The organism is Polycyclovorans algicola TG408 (genome assembly GCF_000711245.1).
In the GTDB taxonomy this organism is placed as follows: Bacteria; Pseudomonadota; Gammaproteobacteria; order Nevskiales; family Nevskiaceae; genus Polycyclovorans; species Polycyclovorans algicola.
The window spans coordinates 1,346,534-1,364,286 of record NZ_JOMH01000001.1 but is presented as its reverse complement, the minus strand read 5'-3'; the positions used below and the strand labels follow the sequence as shown (position 1 = coordinate 1,364,286).

The window sequence follows — 17,753 nt, the reverse complement described above, 5'->3', positions numbered from 1 at the left end:
TTCGACCGATTTAATGGGCTTTTCTAGAAGTTTTTCGCAAACCACTCTTTCACCCCCTTCAGCCATTGCGCGGCATTGGCACCGCTGTCTCGTGGCCGTTGCAAGCCGACCCGGTGCGCCGCCAGCAACAACCCGGCCGCGGCGGCGGCCGACGGGTCACGCAGCAGCGCATCGGGCCCTGAAATGTTGTGCGGCAGGCCGATACGCACCGGCATGTCGAAGATCTGCTCGGCCAGTTCGACCACACCGGGCATCGCGGCGGCACCACCGGTCAACACCAGGCCGCCGGACTTGATCATTTCGTCGGTCTCGGAGCGACGCAGCTCGCGCAGAATGAAGCGGAAGATCTCGTCGTAACGTGCCCAGATCACCTCGGACAGGGTCTGGCGTGACAGTTGCCGCACCGGTCCTTCGCCGACGCCGCGCACTTCGATCACATCGTTGCCGGTGACCATCTGCGGCCAGGCACACCCATGTTCGATCTTGATCTGCTCGGCCGACGGCGCCGGCGTGCGGAATGCCATGGAAATGTCGTTGGTGACCAGGTTGCCGCCCATGGCCAACACCGCACTGTGGCGAATGGCCCCGCCGCGGTGAATGGCGATGTCGGACGTACCGGCCCCAATGTCGATCAGCCCGACGCCCAGGGCGCGCTCTTCGGGCAACAGCACCGCTTCGGCCGCGGTGATGTGCGGCACGAAGAAGTTGTCGAGCACCAGGTCGCTGCGCTCGACGCACTTGCGGACGTTGAGCTGCGCGCCCTCCGAGCCGGTGATCAGGTGCACGCGCGCCTCAAGCCGAACGCCATGCATGCCCACCGCGTCGTGAATGCCGTCGCGGCCGTCGACCATGAACTCCTGGGGAATGACGTGGAAGATGCGCTGGTCGGCGGGAATCAAGACCGCCTTGGCAGCATCAATCACGCTTTCGACGTCTTTCTGCGTCACCTCACGACCACGCACCGGCGCCACGCCGGTCGAGTTATGCCCCTGAATGTGTGGCCCCGAGGTGCCGACATTCACCGAGCCGATTCGGCAACTGCCGAGCTGTTCGGCGTTCTCCACGGCGCGGCGGATGGCGGTGATGGTCGCTTCGATGTTGACCACGTCACCGCGGTTAACGCCACGGCATTCGGCCACGCCTTCGCTGATCACTTCCATGTGGCCTTCGGGCATCACCTGCCCGACCAATACGCGGCACTTTGAAGTCCCGATGTCCAGGGCCACCCATAGCTCCCGCTCGTCTCGTCTGGCCATTAGCGGCCTCCTTCGGTTTCGTCGCCGGTTCGCCAGCGCACGGCAAACCCGTTGGTGTAGCGAAGGTCGATGCGCTCGACCTCAGATTTGCGGCCGGTCATCACGCGGCGGACCGGGCCGCCCAGCACCGCGACCTTGCCCATGGGATCCACCCGCCCAAAACGCACCGGAATGCTCGGCGCCAACCGGCCGACCCATTCGCCACGCACGTCCAGTGACAGCCCGGTCAGGGTCAACCCGGTGTCTCGAAGGGCTTCGCGCAGGCCATGAAAACGCTGCAGCACCTCTTCGGCCTGATCCGCGGGTCCGTCCAGTTGCGGCAACTCGGTTGAAATCTCTGACGGGCGCGGCTTGAAGATCACGCCGTCGCGGTCCAGCAGACTGTCGGTGCCCCAGCGCGCCAGCGGCTCTCGCTCGCGTACCACCACGTGCAAGCCGCTGGGCCACAAGCGCTCGACCCGCGCCTCCGCCACCCACGGCAGTGTCAGGACCCGCGCACGCAAGTCCCGCAGATCCAATGCACTGACCGGCCCCTCCAGCGCATCGGCCAGCACCCGCTGGATCTCGGACGGCTGCAGATGACGGCCGAGGCCCGACACGCTCAGCGTGCTCGGCGGGTGCGTCGCCTGCTGACCCGCAGCCCAGAAACCGCCGGCCAGCAAGCTGGCGCACACCAGCCCGGCGACCCAGCGCAACGCGCGCACCTCGGCGACGCCCTGCAACGGGCTCAGGGGCAAGGTGGCGGCGGCATTCATGCCGGCACCGCCATGCGCACGCGGCACAGACCGACCAGCCGATCCAGCAGTGCCGGCATGTCGATGCCGGCAACCTTGGCGGCCAACGGCAACAATGAATGCGAGGTCATGCCCGGCAAGGTATTGACCTCGAGAAGCGAGGCTTCAAGGTCGTCACCCATCAGAAAATCGACGCGACCAAAGCCTTCGCCGCCGACGGCTTCGAAAGCCGCCAGTGAGAGGGCTCGCAGCCGCTGCTCCACCTCCGGCGCCAGGCCGGCAGGGCAGTGATAGCGCGTGTTGTTCGACACATACTTGGCATTGAAATCGTAGAACTCGCCGTCCGGTTCGATGCGGATCACCGGCAAGGCCACGCCATCAAGAATGCTGCAGGTCCACTCGCCGCCCGACACACAGCGCTCGACCATCACCACGCCGGCGCCGGCGGTCGCCGACTGCCATGCGGCGTCCACATCAGCCGCTGACCGGACCTTGGAGATGCCCACGCTGGAGCCATCCGAAGATGGCTTGACGAAGACCGGATAACCGAAGCGCTCGGCCGCCTCGCGCAGTGCGGCGGCCGAATCAACCACCTGCCAGTCCGCCGTCGACAGGCCCAGTGATCGCCACAGCCGCTTGGTCTGCAGCTTGTCCATCGCCAAGGCTGAAGCCAGCACGCCGCATCCGGGATAGGCAATCCCTTGCAGGTCCAGGGCGCTCTGCACACGACCGTCTTCACCGCCGGTGCCGTGCAGCACGCTGATCACCCGACGCACACCGCGCGCGGCCAGGGCCATCACCTGGTCAGGTGCAGTGATGTCGATCACCTGCGGGTCATGCCCAGCGCTGCGCAACGCCGCCACCACGGCCTCACCACTCCACAGCGACACCTGCCGCTCGGCGCTCCAGCCGCCCATCAGCACCGCGAGGTCGGACGCGCTCATCTGGCGTCTCCCAACATGCGGATTTCGGGGTGAAGATCGACGCCAGTCTGGGCGGCGACGGTGCGGCGAATCTCGGCGATCAGGGCTTCGACATCAGCGGCGCACGCACCCGGCGCGGTGAGGATGAAATTGCTGTGCTGGGTCGACACCGAAGCACCGCCGATGGCAAAACCCTTGAGACCACAGGCTTCGATCAGACGCGCAGCATGGTCACCCGGCGGATTGCGGAAGGTCGATCCGGCACTGGGCTTGCCCACCGGTTGCGAGGCCTTGCGACGCGCCAGGCTGTCGCGTGTGGCGAGGGCGTGCGCGGCCTCGACATCGAGCTGCACGCGGAAGCGAGCGGCCAAAAAGCCCGCCACGCCAACCGGCGCTTCGACGTGACGATAGGCGTAGCGCACGGCATTAGCGGGCAGCCACTCGGTGCGACCATCGCGATAAATCACCTCGGCGGCCTCAACCTCGGGCCAGGTCTCACCGCCCCAGGCGCCGGCATTCATCGCCAATGCACCGCCGATGCTGCCGGGAATGCCGGCCAAAAAGCCCAGCGCTGCCAGCCCGGCATCGCGCGCCACCTTGGCGACCCGGGCGCAGTGCGCGCCGGCTTCGGCCATCAGACGCATGCCGGCGCGATCGACATCGATGGCGTCGAGGGTATTGACCAGCCGAATCACCACACCGCGAATACCGCCATCGCGAATCAAGACGTTGCTGCCAAGACCCAGCCAGGTCAGCGGCGTGTCGGCGGGCAGATCGCGGAGCACGGCTTGCAGATCGTCTCGATCCGCCGGCTCGAACAAGACGTCCGCCGGCCCACCGACCCGCCAGGTGGTCAGCGGCGCCAGTGATGCATCGGTCAGCCAGCGGCCGCGCGGACTCATGGCTTCACCGCCAGAACCCGATGCTGCTGCGCCAGCAGCGGCGCAAAGCCGCCAATGTCGCCCGCACCCAGCGTCAGCACCACATCGTCGGCGCGCAACAGCGGTAACAGGGCCGCCTCAAGTGCGGCCACACGGTCCACCAGAATCGGTTCAACTTGGCCGCGCGCGCGGATGCTGCGGGCCAGTGCGCGGGCATCGGCGCCTTCGATGGGCGCCTCGCCGGCCGCGTAAACCTCGGTCATCACCAGCACATCCACACCCGCCAGCACCGCCGAAAAATCGTCGAGGCAGTCGCGGGTGCGGCTGTAGCGGTGCGGCTGAAAAGCCACCACCAAACGACGGCCCGGGTAGGCGCTGCGCATCGCCTCGAAGGTAGCGGTCAGTTCGCGCGGGTGATGGCCGTAGTCGTCGATCAGATCGAACTCGACGGCACCAATGCGCAGGCGCCCGTGGTGTTCGCAACGACGACCCACCCCTTCGAACTGCTTCAGCGCGCGCGCCATCGCCACGACGTCGGCCCCGAGTTCCTGACCGATGACCAGCGCCACCAGGGCGTTCTGCACGTTGTGGCGACCCGGCAGGTTGAGGTGAAAGTCAGCCTCGGTGCCGTCGGCCAGGCGCGCGCGAAAATCACTGCCGTTGCCGGACGCGCGATGACTGAGGATGCGCACGTCGGCGTTGTCGGCAAAACCGTAGGTGATGATGGGCCGACCGATACGGGGGATCAGGCGCGTCAGTTCCGCATCGTCCGCGCAGAGAATCGCCAGCCCGTAGAACGGCAGCCGCTGCAGAAACTCGACGAAGGTTTCGCGCAGGCGGTTGAAGTCGCCGCCGTAGGTTTCCAGATGATCGGCGTCAACGTTGGTGACCGCCGCCATCATCGGTGACAGGTGAAGGAATGAGGCATCGCTCTCGTCAGCCTCGGCGACCAGACAGGTGCCCTGCCCCAGCCGCGCGTTGGCACCGGCGCTCTTGAGTTGGCCGCCGATCACATAGGTCGGGTCCAGCCCGGCCTCGGCCAGCACGCTGGCGACCAGGCTGGTGGTGGTGGTCTTACCGTGGGTGCCGGCGATGGCGACGCCGAAACGGAAGCGCATCAGCTCGGCCAGCATCTCGGCGCGACGCACCACCGGCACCCGGTGCGCGCGGGCGTAGATCAGCTCGGGGTTGTCAGCCTTCACCGCCGTCGACACCACCACCGCGTCGGCACCGACGGTGTGCGCCGGATCGTGACCAAAGCCGATCACGGCGCCGAGCGCGGTCAGCCGATCAGTGGCAGCGCTCTGACGCAAATCGGTGCCGGTGACCTGATAGCCGAGGTTGATCAACACCTCGGCGATACCGGCCATGCCCGAGCCGCCAATCCCCAACAGGTGGATACGCTGGATGCGGCGCATCGGCGAATGCATGAGGGTGGCCGGCGTCATGCCACACCCCCACAGGCTTCGAGCACGGCCACGATGTCGCGCGTCGCGTCCGGACGGGCGACGCGGGCAGCGGCCTGCGCGCACTGCAGCGCGCGTTCCCGGGTCATGCCTGCCAGCCAGTCGGCCAAGGCCTGCGCGGTAAGGTCGGATTCCGCCATGCAGGTCACCGCCCCAGCGCGCACCAGCGCCTGGGCGTTGGCGGTTTGATGGTCGTCCACCGCGTGAGGAAAAGGCACCAGCAGACCGCCCAAACCACAGGCCGCCAGCTCCGCGATGGTTGACGCGCCCGCGCGGGCAATCACCACGTCGGCCCAGGCAAAGGCTTCAGCCATGTCGTCGATAAACGCCGTGAGCTCGGCCTCGACATTGGCTTGGCGATAGGCCGCTTCGGCGACGGCCAGCGTGCGTCCGCCCTGATGACGCAGCAACGGCCGCTGCGCCCTGTCGATCAACGCCAGCGCCTCGGGGACCTTCTGATTCAGCGCCTTGGCGCCCTGCGAACCGCCGATTACCAGCACCCGCAGCGACCCGGTACGGCCGGCGAAGCGCGTACTCGGCGATGGCAGCTCGACGACGGCACTGCGCACCGGGTTGCCCACCCAGTGCCCGCCGGCCAGCGCGCCGTCAAAGCCCAACAGCACTTTGCGTGACAGCCGCGCGAGCAGGCGGTTGGTGAGCCCGGCGGCGGCGTTTTGCTCGTGAATCACCAAAGGCACGCGCGCCAGCCACGCGGCCAGACCTGCAGGCCCGGCGACGAAGCCGCCCATGCCCAGCACCACGTCGGGGCGCAGGCGACGCATCAGCCGCCACGCGGCAGCGACGGCGCGCACGACATTCAGCGGCGCTGACAACAGGCCGGTCAGGCCCTTGCCGCGCAAGGCAGTGACGCGGACGACATGCATCGGGATGGTGGTTTTGGCGAGCGCACGCGCCTCGAAGCTGTCGGCATTGCCGACCCACTCCACACCATGGCCGCGGCCCATCAGCGCCTGCGCCACCGCCAGCGCCGGATAGACGTGCCCGCCGGTGCCTCCGGCTGCAATCAGCACTTTCATCGGCGGTTCTCCGCCGCGTTGGCGGCCAGCCGGTTTTCCAGATCGACGCGCAGAATCAATCCCAGCGCCGCCATGGCGGTGATCAGTGAGCTGCCGCCGTAACTCATCAGCGGCAGGGTCAGACCCTTGGTGGGGGCCATGCCCATGTTCACCGCGAAGTTGATCAAGGCCTGCAGCCCCAGCCAGCCGACCAGTCCGTAACAGAGGTAGGCGCTGAACCGTGCCTCACGCAATTCGGCCGCACGGGCAATGCCAAAGCCACGCGTCACCAGCACCGCGTACAGGCCAATGAGAATCGCCACGCCCAGCAGGCCGAACTCCTCGGCCAAAATCGCGAAGATGAAATCGGTGTGCATTTCCGGCAGGTACAGCAGCTTCTGGATGCTGTTGCCCAGGCCCACGCCCCACCATTCGCCACGCCCGATGGCGATCAGCGACTGCGACAACTGCCAGCCTCCGGCCTCGACATCGGCCCAGGGGTTGGTGAAGTTGAGCAGTCGCTGCATGCGGTAGCTTTCGGTGGTGGCGATAAACGCCAGCCCGGCCACCGCGACCATCAGCAGCCCGACAAAATAGGCCAGCGGGGCGCCGCTCATGAAGATCATCAGAAACGCCACTGCGTACAGCACCACCGTGGCACCAAAGTCGGGTTCGGCCAGCAACAGGATCGCTGGAATCACCAGAATCAACAGCGGCTTGGCCAGGCCGCTGAAACTGGTCTGCACCTCGGCCTGACGGCGCACCAGATAGCCCGCCAGGTAAATGAACAGCGCAATGCGTGCCGGCTCTGACGGCTGCAGCCGCACGAACGGCGTGTTCAGCCAACGGGTGGCGTGATTGACCTCGACGCCGAGGCCGGGAATCAACACCAGCACCAACACCGCCACGGCGCCGCCAAACATGATCCAGGTGGTGCGCGCCCAGAACGCCATCGGCACGCACCAGAGCACGGCGGCAATGCCGCCGCCGATCAGCACGAACAGCAGTTGCCGCCAGAAATACTGCAGCGCCGTGCCCGAGGCGCTCTCGCCGGCAGCGACCGAGGCCGAGGCGACCATCACCAGCCCCCAGGCGAGAATGCTCACCGCCGCAATCAGCAGGCCGGTATCTAAGCCCAGGCGCGTGTCGGGCCAACTGGGCAGGTGTTCGCCGAGGCGGTCGATCATGCCAGGGCCTCCACCGCGCGCTCGAAGCACTCGCCGCGTTCGATGTAGTTACGAAACTGGTCGAGGCTGGCGCAGGCCGGCGACAGCAGCACGGTCGCCGGCGCGCGCGCAGCCGCATGGGCGGCCTGCAGCGCACTGACCATGTCGTCATGACGACTCACCGGAACCGCAGACGACAAACTGCGCTCCAGCAACGCTGCGTCCTGTCCAAACACGTACGCACAGCCGTCGGCGGCTTTCAGCGCCGTGGCCAGCGGCGAGAAATCCTGCCCCTTGCCCTGGCCGCCGCCCAGCCAGTGAATCGGCGGTGGCAGGCCTTGTATCGCGGCCAAGGTCGACCCCACATTGGTGCCCTTGCTGTCGTTGAAATAGCGCACGCCCGCCTGGTCGCGAACCAGTCTGCAGCGGTGCGGCAAGCCGGTAAACGCACGAAGCGCGGTCAGCTGTACGGCGCGCGGAATACCCACCGCGTCGGCCAGCGCGACGGCGGCCAGGGCGTTGGCGGCGTTGTGCAGACCGGCGATCTGCAGCGTGCTCAAGGGGACCCTCAGCGCCTCACCATCACGATCGGGGGGGCCGCTCAGCTGCCGTTGGCCGGCCCTCTCGACCAGACCGTACCCTGCGTCCTCTGGCGCGCTCAGACCAAAGCGAAGGATCGTCGCGTTTGCCATCACCGGCATCGCCATCACCGCTGCGTCGTCGCGGTTCAGAACCGCCACATCCGTCCGCTGCAATAGGCGCGCCTTGGCCGCGGCATAGGCGTCCATGTCGCCATGGCGATCAAGGTGGTCTTCCGACAGATTCAACACCGTCGCCGCCGCGCAGTGCAGGCTGGCGGTGGTCTCCAACTGGAAGCTCGAAAGCTCAAGCACGTACAGATCGACGTTCTCGGCCAACAAGTCCAGTGCCGGCGTGCCGAGGTTGCCGCCCACCGCCACCTTGAGACCGGCCTGCGCCGCCATCTCGCCCACCAGAGTCGTGACGGTGCTCTTGCCGTTGGAGCCGGTGATACCAATGACGCGGACCTCACGCCGAACGGCGCGGGCAAACAGCTCAATGTCGCCGATCACCGGCACGCCGGCATCACGCAGCGCGGCGATGAACGACTCACGCAGGTCGACGCCGGGGGACACCACGGCCTCGGCAAAATCGGAAAGCGGCTGTGGTGCCGAAAACGCGCCAAGCCGGAAATCAACGTCAGGAAACTCGGCGCGCAAGGCATCAATGCCAGTTGGCTGTGCGCGTGAATCCGTGACCATCACGCGGTGCCCCTGCCTGACCAGATAACGCAGCGCCGACACCCCGGACAGCCCCAGCCCGACCACCAGCATTGGCCGGTCGTCGCGGGGGTGGGCGCTGGCGTGCGGATGGCTCATCGCAGCTTGAGACTCGACAGGCCGATCAACACCAGAATCAGGGTGATGATCCAGAAGCGGACGATGATTTTCGGCTCGGGCCACCCCTTGAGTTCATAGTGGTGGTGCAGCGGCGCCATGCGGAAAATGCGTTTGCCGCCCGAATACTTGAAGTACCCCACCTGCAGCGCCACCGACACGGTCTCGGCGACGAACACGCCGCCCATGATGGCCAGCACGATTTCCTGGCGAACCAGCACCGCCACGACCCCCAGCGCCGCGCCGAGTGCCAGTGCGCCCACATCGCCCATGAACACCTGCGCCGGATAGGCGTTGAACCACAGAAAACCCAGCCCCGCACCGGCGATGGCGGTGCAAAAAATTGCCAGCTCACCGACGCCGGGGATGTAGGGAATGCCCAGGTATTCGGCCATACGAATGTTGCCCGAGGCGTAGGCGAACACCGCCAGCGCCGAGGCGACCAGCACCGTCGGCATGATCGCCAGGCCATCGAGCCCGTCGGTCAGGTTCACGGCGTTGGAACTGCCGACGATCACCAGGTACGACCAGAAGATGAAAAACACGCCGAGTGGAATCGTCACGTCTTTCAGAAACGGAATCAGCAGCTCGGTTTCGACCGGCGCCTGCGCGGTCGCGTAGATGCCGATGGCGGTGGCAAAGCCGGCCAGTGACAACCAGAAATACTTCTTGCGCGCCGGCAAGCCCTTGGGGCTTTTGTGCTTGATCTTGATGTAGTCGTCGGCGAATCCCACCGCGCCGAACGCCAGGGTCACGAACAGGGCAAACCAGATATAGCGGTTCGACAGGTCAGCCCACAGCAGCGTCGCAACCGTCACGGCGGCGAGGATCAGCACCCCGCCCATGGTCGGCGTGCCGGTCTTCTTCAAATGACTCTGCGGGCCGTCATCACGCACCGGCTGGCCAAACTTGAAGTGGTAGAGCTTGCGGATCATCAGGGGCCCAAAGGCAAACGAGAAGATCAACGCCGTGAGCACGCCCAACACCGAGCGAAACGTGAGATACCCGAACACGTTGAAGCCCGACACATAAGCCTTCAGCCACTCGGTCAGTTCGAAGAGCATGACGATTTCCTTGAGACGACCCGGCCGTCCAGTAGCGCGCTGACCACCTGCTCCATGCCCGCAGAACGCGAGCCCTTGACCAACACCGTGACGCCTGCAACCAGCCCCGGCTGCAGCGCCGAGATGGCCTGCACGCGGTCGGCGAACCACTCGGCGTTGCGGCCATAGCCCTGCGCCATGTCACGCGCCGCCTCGCCCACGGCCACCAGCCGTTCGATCCCACGCGCGGCGGCGTGCGACCCCACCTGCCGATGGGCTGCCGCGCTGACCGCACCCAACTCGGCCATCGCGCCGAGCACCGCCCAGCGCGGCGGCGGTTGTGCGGCCAACCAGTCCAGCCCGGCCTGCATCGAGCCCGGATTGGCGTTGTAGCTGTCGTCGGCGATGCGCCAGCCACCGTCGGCTTCGATCACCCGCAGCCGACCCGCCTCGCCCTGTGCCTGGGCCAGGCCGTTGGCGATGGTTGCGGCGTCGAGCCCCAACACATGGCCGACCGCGGCGGCGGCCAACGCGTTGTAGAGGTTGTGACGTCCCACCAACGGCAACTGCACAGGGGCTGTGTCGCCGGGCAGTTCGAGGGTGAACACCAGCGACTGTGGCCGCTCGTCAATCGCCGTCGCGCGTACCTCGGCCGTGTCGTCCAAGCCGAAACGAACCATTCGCCGATTGCCGGCAAGGCCACGCCATAACGGGAAAAACACGTCGTCGGCATTCAGCACCGCAATGCCATCGGCCGGCAGCGCACTGATCAATTCGCCCTTGCCGCGCGCGATGGCCTCGCGCGAGCCGAAACCCTCCAGGTGCGCGTCGCCGGCGTTGGTGATCACGCCAATTGTGGGCCGCGCCCAGGCCGCAAGTTGGGCAATCTCGCCGAGGTGGTTGGCACCCATTTCGATCACCGCGGTGCCGTGGGTGGCGTCGAGGCGCGACAGCGTCAGCGGCACACCAAGATGATTGTTCAGGTTGCCGGTGGTCGCACACACCGGGCCGCGAGCCGCCAGCACCGCTGCCGTCAGCGCCCGGGTCGTGGTCTTGCCATTGCTGCCGGTGATCCCGACCAATGGCAGCGAAAAGCGTGCGCGCCAGGCACTTGCGGCGCGCTGCAATGCCGCCTCGGGTGACGACACCACCCACTGCGCCAGCGCAACCGGCTGCGGCTTGGCGACGATGGCGGCCGCGGCCCCGGAGGCCTGCGCCTGGGCCAGGTAAGCATGTCCATCGACGCGCTCACCCGGCAGGGCGACGAAGCACTGGCCGGGTTGAACGCGGCGGCTGTCAATCTCGAAACCGGCAAACGCGTGTGCGGGCACCGGGCCCAGCGGCGTGGCGCCCAGCGCGTCACTGATCCAGTCGAAGTTCAACGCACTCATGCGTGAGCACCTCGCCGGGACAGCCACTGGCGGACCACGTCGCGATCGCTGAACGGCCGGGACACACCGCCGATGACCTGCGTGGTTTCGTGGCCCTTGCCGGCAATCATCACCAGGTCGCGCTCGCCCGCGTGGCGCAGCGCGGTGTGAATGGCTTCGGCGCGATCGTGAATCACCTCGAACTCGTCGTGTGCCCCGACGATGGCGGCGGCGATGGCGTCCGGATCTTCAGAGCGTGGGTTGTCCGTGGTGACTATCACCTGATCGGCGCCGGCCGCTGCCGCCTCGCCCATCAGCGGCCGCTTGCCAGCATCGCGGTCGCCGCCGCAACCGAAGACCAGGATGAGCCGGCCATCGCAATGGTCACGCGCAGCCGCCAGAGCAGCGGCAAGGGCGTTGGGTGTGTGGGCGTAATCAATCACGGCCAGCGGCGCGACCGGCGCGGTGAAGCGCTCCATGCGACCGGGCGGCGGACCGACGTCGGCCAGCACCCGCGCGACGTCGGCCCACTCGAAGCCGCCCTCACGCAGCGCGCAGGCGGCGGCAAGCAGGTTGTACAGGTTGAAGCGCCCCATCAGAGTGGTGTTGACCGCATGCGCCGGTCCGGCTGGACGCAGTTCAAAGGCCATGCCGTCGCGGTGTTGGCGCATCAGTTCGGCGCGCACTACGGGCACGTCGCCATCATCGTCACCGCCCAGACCATAGGCGATGACATCCGCGCCTTCGGCAAGCCAGCGCGCACCCCAGCGGTCGTCGCGGTTGAGCACGCTGACACCGCGGCAATGTTCGGTGAACAAGCGCCGCTTGGCGGCCGCGTAGTCATTTTCGGCGCCGTGATAATCCAGATGGTCACGCGCCAGGTTGGTCAGGATGGCGACGTCGAACCCCATGCCGGCAACGCGATGCTGGTCGAGCGCGTGCGACGAGACTTCCATCGCCACGGCGCGCAGGCCTTCGTCACGGGTTGCCGCGAGATCGGCCTGCAGGCGAATCGGATCGGGCGTGGTGTGGCTGACGTGACCGAGCGCTTCCAGCCGGCCTGAGCCCAAGGTGCCGATGTAGCGACAGGGCTTGCCCAGGCGTTCCAGCGCCTCGGCAATCAACCACGCCGTGGTGGTCTTGCCATCGGTGCCGGTCACGCCAACGGTGAACAGGGCATCGGCAGGGTTGCCGTAAAAGCGCGCCGCGATCTCGCCCAGCTTGCAGCGCAATTCGGGAATGGCGATGGCGGGCAGTTGGCCGGGCAGGTGACGTCCGGCCGCCGGCTCGACCAGCACCGCTGCCGCCCCGGCCGCCATCGCCTGGTCGATATAATCCAGACCGTGCCCGTCACCGCGCACCGCGCTAAGCGCAACAAACACATCGCCCGGACGCAGCTCACGCGAGTCGCTGACCAGCCGTGGCACGGCAATGTCGGGCACCGCATCGGCGCAGCCTTGCAGCAGGGCGGGCAGGCGCCAGGTCATTGTCGGACCCTCGTGCTCGGCAGTGACGCGGACTCAATGATGGGCGACTGGATGGGCCGGGCATCCGGCGCGATCTGCAGCAAACGCGCCGCACCTTGCATCACCTCGGAGAACACCGGCGCCGCGACCTGACCGCCGTAGTACTCACCCTGTGGCTCGTCGATCATCACGAAGCCGACCAGCCGCGGCCGCTCGGCCGGCACCATGCCGATGAAGATGGCCTGGTGCTTGTCGGGCGAGTAACCGCCACTGGCCGCCACTTTGCGGGCAGTGCCCGATTTGCCCGCCACACGATAGCCCTCGACCTGCGCCTTCTTGCCGGTGCCGGTTTCCGACACGACCTGTTCCAGCATCTCGCGCACCAGGCGCGCGGTACCGGCCGAGACCGCGCGCTGCGGTGCCGAGCGCAGGCCATCGCTGAACAGGGTCAGCTGCGGCATCATCCCGTCGTTGGCCAGCGCGGCGTAGGCGCGCACCATGTGCAGCGCATTCACCGACACGCCGTAGCCGTAGGACGCGGTGGCGGTGGCGATTTGGCCCCAATCAGTGAAGTGACGCAACACCGGCAGCGCCTCGCCCGGAAAGCCGCTGAACACCGGCTCGCCAAGGCCGAAGCGCTGGTAGCCGGCCCACACGTTTTCGGCGCCCATGGCCAACGCAACCTTGGTGCTGCCGACGTTGCTCGACACCGCGAGCAGGGTGGCAAGGTCGATCTCGCCGCGCCGCGCGATGTCACGGACTGTCAGACGACCGACCTGCAGCGTGCCGCCGGTCACGTCGATGATGCTCTGCGGGTTGTACAACCCCAACTCCAGCGCCTGCGCAACCAGCAAAGGCTTGATGGTGGAACCCGGCTCAAAGCCGTCGACCACCGCGCGATTGCGAATACCGGCAGCGAATCCGCGGGCATCGCCGTTGTTGGGGTTGAAGCCCGGCTGCGCCGCCATGGCCAGAATCTCACCGCTGCGCACGTCGGCAACGACGACCAGCCCCCCTTTGGCGCCCGACTCGGCAACCGCCGCCGCCAGCTCACGATAGGCCAGGTACTGCACGCGCAGGTCAAGACTCAGGTTCAACGATTCGCCGGCCACGGCCGGGGTGTATTCAAGGCCGTCTTCAATGACCCGCCCGGTGCGGTCGCGAATCACCCGGCGACTGCCGGCGGTCCCGCTCAGTCGCGCTTCTTGCGCTTTTTCCATGCCCTCGAGCCCAACCCCATCCCGTCCGGCAAAGCCCACCACCTGGGCGGCCACTTCGCCGGCCGGGTAGTAGCGGGCGAAGTCGGATTCCGAGAACACGCCGGGCACTTTCAGGTCGAGCAGGCGGCGCGCTTCCTGGGGGCTGACCTGCTCGCGCAAGTAAACGAACTTACGGGTTTTTCGGGCTTCGAGAAACTTCTGCAGCTCGCTGGGCGCACGACTCATCCCTTCGGCCAGGCGCTTCACATTCGCGGGGTCGGCGAGCACGGCCTCGGGCACGACCCACACCGACGACACCGGCGCCGACAGCGCCAGCGGTTCGCCATTACGGTCGAGAATCGCGCCGCGATGGCCGGGGATCGTCAGGTTGCGCACCTGACGCTTGTCGCCTTCGCTACGCAGAAAATCGCGCTCGATCACCTGCAGGTGAAATGCGCGCCCCACCGCCAGCGCTGCCAGCACGGCGAAGCCGACGAGAATCAGCTGGCCACGCCACGAGGCCACCGGGCGTGGCCCAACCGGGACCACCGCGCGGTTGGCCGCCTTGCCGCGCTTGCGGGCCGTCATCGTGCGCCCCCCAACGGCACGATGACGTGGTGTTCGGGCTCGAGCATGTCGAGCTGCTCGCGCGCGATGCGATTGACGCGCGCGTGGTGGCCCAGCGTCGCCTCTTCAAGCTGCAGCTGGGCCCATTCCATTTCGAGGCGATCACGCTCGCGGCGCATCTGGTCGAGCGCGGTCACCCGTGCGCGGTTTTCGTGCTTGGCGACCACCACGGCAACGGCCGAGCCCATCACCGCAATTAGCAGCACGGCCGGCAGCCACAGTGCGATCTGACGACTCATGGCAGACGCTCCGCCGCGCGCAGCATTGCCGAGCGGGCACGGGGGTTGACCGCACATTCGGCGTCGCTGGGGAATTGCTTTTTCAGCACCTTGATGCGCGGTTGGTCGGCCTTGGCCTGGTCACGCAGATAGCGTTTGACGATGCGGTCTTCCAGCGAATGAAAGCTGAGCACGGCCAGCCGGCCGCCCGGGGCCAGCGCGTCGATGGCCTGCGGCAGCGCCGCTTCGAGGGCGCTGAGCTCGCCGTTGATATGAATGCGGATGGCCTGAAAGCTGCGCGTCGCCGGATGATGATGTTTGGAGCGCGGGCCCGGCACCCGGGCAATGAGGTCGGCCAGTTCACGAGTGCGGGTCAGCGGCGTCGCGACCCGGTCTTCCACGATGCGCCGCGCGATGCGACGGCTGTTGCGCTCATCACCGAATCGCCACAGGACGTCGGCAATCTCGTCGGCATCGGCCGCCGCCAGCCAATCGGCCGCGCTGGCGCCGGACGTGGGATCCATGCGCATGTCCAGCGGGCCATCGTGGCTGAAGGAAAAACCGCGCTCGGCATTGTCCAGTTGGGGACTGGACACACCGAGGTCGATGAGAATGCCGTCGACACGGCCGCTGTCCTCACCCAGCGCGTCGCCGAGACCGGAAAAATTGCGGGCGTGAATGCGGACGTTGGCGGCGTCGCCATAGCGGGCCTGGGCCACCAAGATGGCCTCCGGGTCCTGATCGAACAGGTGCAGACGGCCCGTGTCGCCCAGCACGGCATGAATGTGGGCCGCGTGGCCGCCGCGCCCGAAGGTGGCGTCAACGAAGCAGCCGTCGGGTCGCAGGTTGAGCGCCGCGAGGGCCTCGACACACATGACCGGCTGATGCGCCGCAAGGATGGCAGGCGCCTGCCCATCGCGGTCGGGGCTCGCGTGGGCATGGGACTGACGCGGGGTCATGCCTACCGCTTGAGCGCCCGGAAGGCGTCTTTCAATGTGGGCAGGATGCTGTCGGGGCCATCGCCATACATGGCGGTCCACTTGTCTTCTGCCCAGAGCTCGAAGCGGTTGATCTGGCCGACCAGAACCACCGAGGTCTCAAGGTGTGCCTGCCGACGCAGTAAGGTGGGGACGCTGATCCGGCCCTGCTTGTCGAGTTCGCACTCCACGGCACGACCGACGAAGGCACGTTTGAGCAGTTCGGCGTGCTCGCGGTTTTCCATCTGCACGATCGACTCGCAGATGGCCCGAAATTCGGGGGCGGGATAAATCTCGAGGCAAGGCTCGTAGCCCATGGTGACCACCACCTGCGACTGGCACTGGGCATCGAGCGCGTGGCGATAGCGGGCCGGCACGGCGAGCCGACCCTTCTCATCCACATTGAGCTGATGTGATCCCGCAAACATCCAGAACAGTCCTCAACGGGATGGAATGAGGTTTCCCCACGATTCCCCACTTTCCTCCCGATCGAGGGACTATAAACCACCCCATATCCCCCCGCAAGCTCATCCACGACACTTTTTCTTTGATTAACAAGGCCTTACGTGACAAAGTGCCAGTCAAATACTAGATCAATTAAAACAGTAACTTATAGCAATAACTTAAAGTTGATTGAGAAGAAATGGTCGATGACCCCCGGCAGCGTGAGCCGTCCGTCAACAACGAAAAAGCCCCCGCCATCGGCGGGGGCCGGTGTCGTGTCGTGTCTCGCCAGGCCCGGCGGAACGATCAGCCTTCGGCGCGTGTCATCAACGCCGCCACGGCCGGCAGGGTCTTGCCTTCGAGAAACTCCAGAAATGCCCCACCGCCGGTCGAGATGTAGCTGATCCGGTCGGCCACGCCAAACTTGTCGATGGCGGCCAAGGTGTCGCCGCCGCCGGCGAGCGAGAAGCCGTCTGATTCGGCAATCGCCTTGGCCAGCGCCTGCGTCCCGGCGGCAAAACTGTCGTACTCGAACACGCCCACCGGGCCGTTCCAGACAATGGTGCCGCAGTTCTTCAGCAGCCCGGCCAGGGTGGCGCGGGTTTTGGGGCCAATGTCGAGAATCATCTCGTCATCTTCCACATCGTCGACCAAGCGCACTTCGGCATGGGCCTCGTTACTGAACTCCGGCGCCACCACGACGTCGACCGGCATGGGAATGTCGCCGCCACGCGCGCGAATCCGTTCGAGAATCTCGCGTGCGGTGCCGAGCATGTCCCGTTCGTAAAGGCTTTTGCCGACCGGCTTGCCGATGGCCGCGAGGAAGGTGTTGGCGATGCCGCCGCCAATGATCAGCTGGTCGGCCTTGTCAGCCAGCGTCTTCAGCAGATCGAGCTTGGTCGACACTTTCGAGCCGCCGACGATCACCGCCAGCGGCCGCTTGGGCGTGGCCAGTGCCTTGCCCAGCGCATCAAGTTCAGCCGCCAGCAGGGGCCCGGCGCAGGCCTGCGGCGCCTGCAGTGCCACGCCGTGTGTTGAGCATTCAGCGCGGTGCGCGGTGCCGAAGGCATCCATCACATACAGATCGCAAAGTGCGGCCATGCGAGCGGCCAGCGCCGCATCGTCGGTCTTTTCGCCGACCAAAAAGCGGGTGTTTTCACCCAGCGCGATCTGGCCCGGCTCCAGGGTTACGCCGTCGATCCAGTTGCTGATCAGCGGCACGGTGCGACCCAGTTGCTCGGACAGCCATGCGGCCACCAAGGTCAGCGAGTGCTCCGGCTCAAAGCGCCCGGCCTTGGGCCGTCCCAGATGCGAAATCACCAGCACCGAGGCGCCGCGCTCCAGCGCCAGCTTGAGGGTCGGCAGGCTGGCGCGCAGGCGCGCATCGGAGGCGATACGGCCGTTGGCGATCGGCACGTTGAGGTCCTGACGGATCAGCAAGCGTTTGCCGGCGAGGTCAAGCTCTTCGAGGCGAAGGAAGGTCATGGCGAGGGCACTCAAAAAAATTCAGCAGGCATAAAAAGAACCGGCCTCGCTCACACGACGGCCGGCT

At 66.6% G+C, this 17,753-nt stretch carries 16 protein-coding genes; all 16 read right to left on the bottom strand.

Features of this window, described 5'->3' with window-relative positions:
• Nucleotides 1-23: 23 nt before the first annotated feature.
• Nucleotides 24-1,256, bottom strand: a complete 1,233-nt coding sequence (ftsA, locus tag U741_RS0106530; RefSeq protein WP_029889678.1) for a cell division protein FtsA — start codon at nucleotides 1,254-1,256, stop codon at nucleotides 24-26.
• On the bottom strand, nucleotides 1,256-2,011 hold the full coding sequence (locus U741_RS0106525; protein ID WP_152551514.1) for a cell division protein FtsQ/DivIB: 756 nt from the start codon (nucleotides 2,009-2,011) through the stop codon (nucleotides 1,256-1,258). Before U741_RS0106525 ends, ftsA begins: the two co-directional genes overlap by 1 nt.
• Complete coding sequence (locus tag U741_RS0106520; protein WP_043110215.1) at nucleotides 2,008-2,934, bottom strand: D-alanine--D-alanine ligase; 927 nt, start codon at nucleotides 2,932-2,934, stop codon at nucleotides 2,008-2,010. Before U741_RS0106520 ends, U741_RS0106525 begins: the two co-directional genes overlap by 4 nt.
• The gene (gene murB, locus U741_RS0106515) at nucleotides 2,931-3,815 is read right to left on the bottom strand and encodes a UDP-N-acetylmuramate dehydrogenase (protein ID WP_029889675.1); all 885 of its coding nucleotides are present in this window, start codon (nucleotides 3,813-3,815) and stop codon (nucleotides 2,931-2,933) included. Before murB ends, U741_RS0106520 begins: the two co-directional genes overlap by 4 nt.
• The gene (murC, locus tag U741_RS0106510; protein ID WP_043110214.1) at nucleotides 3,812-5,242 is read right to left on the bottom strand and encodes a UDP-N-acetylmuramate--L-alanine ligase; all 1,431 of its coding nucleotides are present in this window, start codon (nucleotides 5,240-5,242) and stop codon (nucleotides 3,812-3,814) included. Before murC ends, murB begins: the two co-directional genes overlap by 4 nt.
• Nucleotides 5,239-6,297 carry an undecaprenyldiphospho-muramoylpentapeptide beta-N-acetylglucosaminyltransferase gene (murG, locus tag U741_RS0106505; RefSeq protein WP_029889673.1) on the bottom strand — a complete coding sequence of 353 codons (1,059 nt, stop codon included), beginning with the start codon at nucleotides 6,295-6,297 and terminating at the stop codon, nucleotides 5,239-5,241. Before murG ends, murC begins: the two co-directional genes overlap by 4 nt.
• Entirely contained in the window at nucleotides 6,294-7,463 is a 1,170-nt protein-coding gene (ftsW, locus tag U741_RS0106500; protein WP_029889672.1) for a putative lipid II flippase FtsW, read from the bottom strand. The genes murG and ftsW overlap by 4 nt, the downstream gene beginning before the upstream one ends.
• On the bottom strand, nucleotides 7,460-8,839 hold the full coding sequence (gene murD / locus U741_RS0106495) for a UDP-N-acetylmuramoyl-L-alanine--D-glutamate ligase (RefSeq protein WP_052378560.1): 1,380 nt from the start codon (nucleotides 8,837-8,839) through the stop codon (nucleotides 7,460-7,462). Before murD ends, ftsW begins: the two co-directional genes overlap by 4 nt.
• Nucleotides 8,836-9,921: a phospho-N-acetylmuramoyl-pentapeptide-transferase gene (gene mraY, locus U741_RS0106490; RefSeq protein ID WP_029889670.1), complete on the bottom strand. Its 1,086-nt coding sequence runs from the start codon at nucleotides 9,919-9,921 to the stop codon at nucleotides 8,836-8,838. The genes murD and mraY overlap by 4 nt, the downstream gene beginning before the upstream one ends.
• On the bottom strand, nucleotides 9,906-11,291 hold the full coding sequence (locus tag U741_RS0106485; RefSeq protein ID WP_084154710.1) for a UDP-N-acetylmuramoyl-tripeptide--D-alanyl-D-alanine ligase: 1,386 nt from the start codon (nucleotides 11,289-11,291) through the stop codon (nucleotides 9,906-9,908). Before U741_RS0106485 ends, mraY begins: the two co-directional genes overlap by 16 nt.
• Nucleotides 11,288-12,757 (bottom strand): UDP-N-acetylmuramoyl-L-alanyl-D-glutamate--2,6-diaminopimelate ligase, encoded by a 1,470-nt coding sequence (locus U741_RS0106480; RefSeq protein ID WP_052378559.1) that lies wholly within the window; start codon nucleotides 12,755-12,757, stop codon nucleotides 11,288-11,290. Before U741_RS0106480 ends, U741_RS0106485 begins: the two co-directional genes overlap by 4 nt.
• Nucleotides 12,754-14,523 carry a peptidoglycan D,D-transpeptidase FtsI family protein gene (locus U741_RS0106475; protein ID WP_084154709.1) on the bottom strand — a complete coding sequence of 590 codons (1,770 nt, stop codon included), beginning with the start codon at nucleotides 14,521-14,523 and terminating at the stop codon, nucleotides 12,754-12,756. The genes U741_RS0106480 and U741_RS0106475 overlap by 4 nt, the downstream gene beginning before the upstream one ends.
• Nucleotides 14,520-14,801 (bottom strand): cell division protein FtsL, encoded by a 282-nt coding sequence (ftsL, locus tag U741_RS0106470; RefSeq protein ID WP_029889666.1) that lies wholly within the window; start codon nucleotides 14,799-14,801, stop codon nucleotides 14,520-14,522. Before ftsL ends, U741_RS0106475 begins: the two co-directional genes overlap by 4 nt.
• Nucleotides 14,798-15,739 carry a 16S rRNA (cytosine(1402)-N(4))-methyltransferase RsmH gene (rsmH, locus tag U741_RS0106465; RefSeq protein WP_084154708.1) on the bottom strand — a complete coding sequence of 314 codons (942 nt, stop codon included), beginning with the start codon at nucleotides 15,737-15,739 and terminating at the stop codon, nucleotides 14,798-14,800. Before rsmH ends, ftsL begins: the two co-directional genes overlap by 4 nt.
• Nucleotides 15,740-15,741: 2 nt before the next feature.
• Entirely contained in the window at nucleotides 15,742-16,185 is a 444-nt protein-coding gene (gene mraZ / locus U741_RS0106460) for a division/cell wall cluster transcriptional repressor MraZ (protein WP_029889664.1), read from the bottom strand.
• 322 nt (nucleotides 16,186-16,507) lie between these two features.
• On the bottom strand, nucleotides 16,508-17,686 hold the full coding sequence (locus tag U741_RS0106455) for a phosphoglycerate kinase (RefSeq protein ID WP_029889663.1): 1,179 nt from the start codon (nucleotides 17,684-17,686) through the stop codon (nucleotides 16,508-16,510).
• Between the last annotated feature and the right edge of the window lie 67 nt (nucleotides 17,687-17,753).

Coding starts and splice junctions, on each gene's coding strand:
- ftsW (WP_029889672.1), bottom strand. CDS start 7,463: ATGATCGACCGCCTCGGCGAACACCTGCCCAGTTGGCCCGACACGCGC.
- murD (WP_052378560.1), bottom strand. CDS start 8,839: ATGAGCCATCCGCACGCCAGCGCCCACCCCCGCGACGACCGGCCAATG.
- ftsL (WP_029889666.1), bottom strand. CDS start 14,801: ATGAGTCGTCAGATCGCACTGTGGCTGCCGGCCGTGCTGCTAATTGCG.
- U741_RS0106525 (WP_152551514.1), bottom strand. CDS start 2,011: ATGAATGCCGCCGCCACCTTGCCCCTGAGCCCGTTGCAGGGCGTCGCC.
- murB (WP_029889675.1), bottom strand. CDS start 3,815: ATGAGTCCGCGCGGCCGCTGGCTGACCGATGCATCACTGGCGCCGCTG.
- murG (WP_029889673.1), bottom strand. CDS start 6,297: ATGAAAGTGCTGATTGCAGCCGGAGGCACCGGCGGGCACGTCTATCCG.
- U741_RS0106475 (WP_084154709.1), bottom strand. CDS start 14,523: ATGACGGCCCGCAAGCGCGGCAAGGCGGCCAACCGCGCGGTGGTCCCG.
- U741_RS0106480 (WP_052378559.1), bottom strand. CDS start 12,757: ATGACCTGGCGCCTGCCCGCCCTGCTGCAAGGCTGCGCCGATGCGGTG.
- murC (WP_043110214.1), bottom strand. CDS start 5,242: ATGACGCCGGCCACCCTCATGCATTCGCCGATGCGCCGCATCCAGCGT.
- U741_RS0106520 (WP_043110215.1), bottom strand. CDS start 2,934: ATGAGCGCGTCCGACCTCGCGGTGCTGATGGGCGGCTGGAGCGCCGAG.
- U741_RS0106485 (WP_084154710.1), bottom strand. CDS start 11,291: ATGAGTGCGTTGAACTTCGACTGGATCAGTGACGCGCTGGGCGCCACG.
- U741_RS0106455 (WP_029889663.1), bottom strand. CDS start 17,686: ATGACCTTCCTTCGCCTCGAAGAGCTTGACCTCGCCGGCAAACGCTTG.
- mraY (WP_029889670.1), bottom strand. CDS start 9,921: ATGCTCTTCGAACTGACCGAGTGGCTGAAGGCTTATGTGTCGGGCTTC.
- ftsA (WP_029889678.1), bottom strand. CDS start 1,256: ATGGCCAGACGAGACGAGCGGGAGCTATGGGTGGCCCTGGACATCGGG.
- mraZ (WP_029889664.1), bottom strand. CDS start 16,185: ATGTTTGCGGGATCACATCAGCTCAATGTGGATGAGAAGGGTCGGCTC.
- rsmH (WP_084154708.1), bottom strand. CDS start 15,739: ATGACCCCGCGTCAGTCCCATGCCCACGCGAGCCCCGACCGCGATGGG.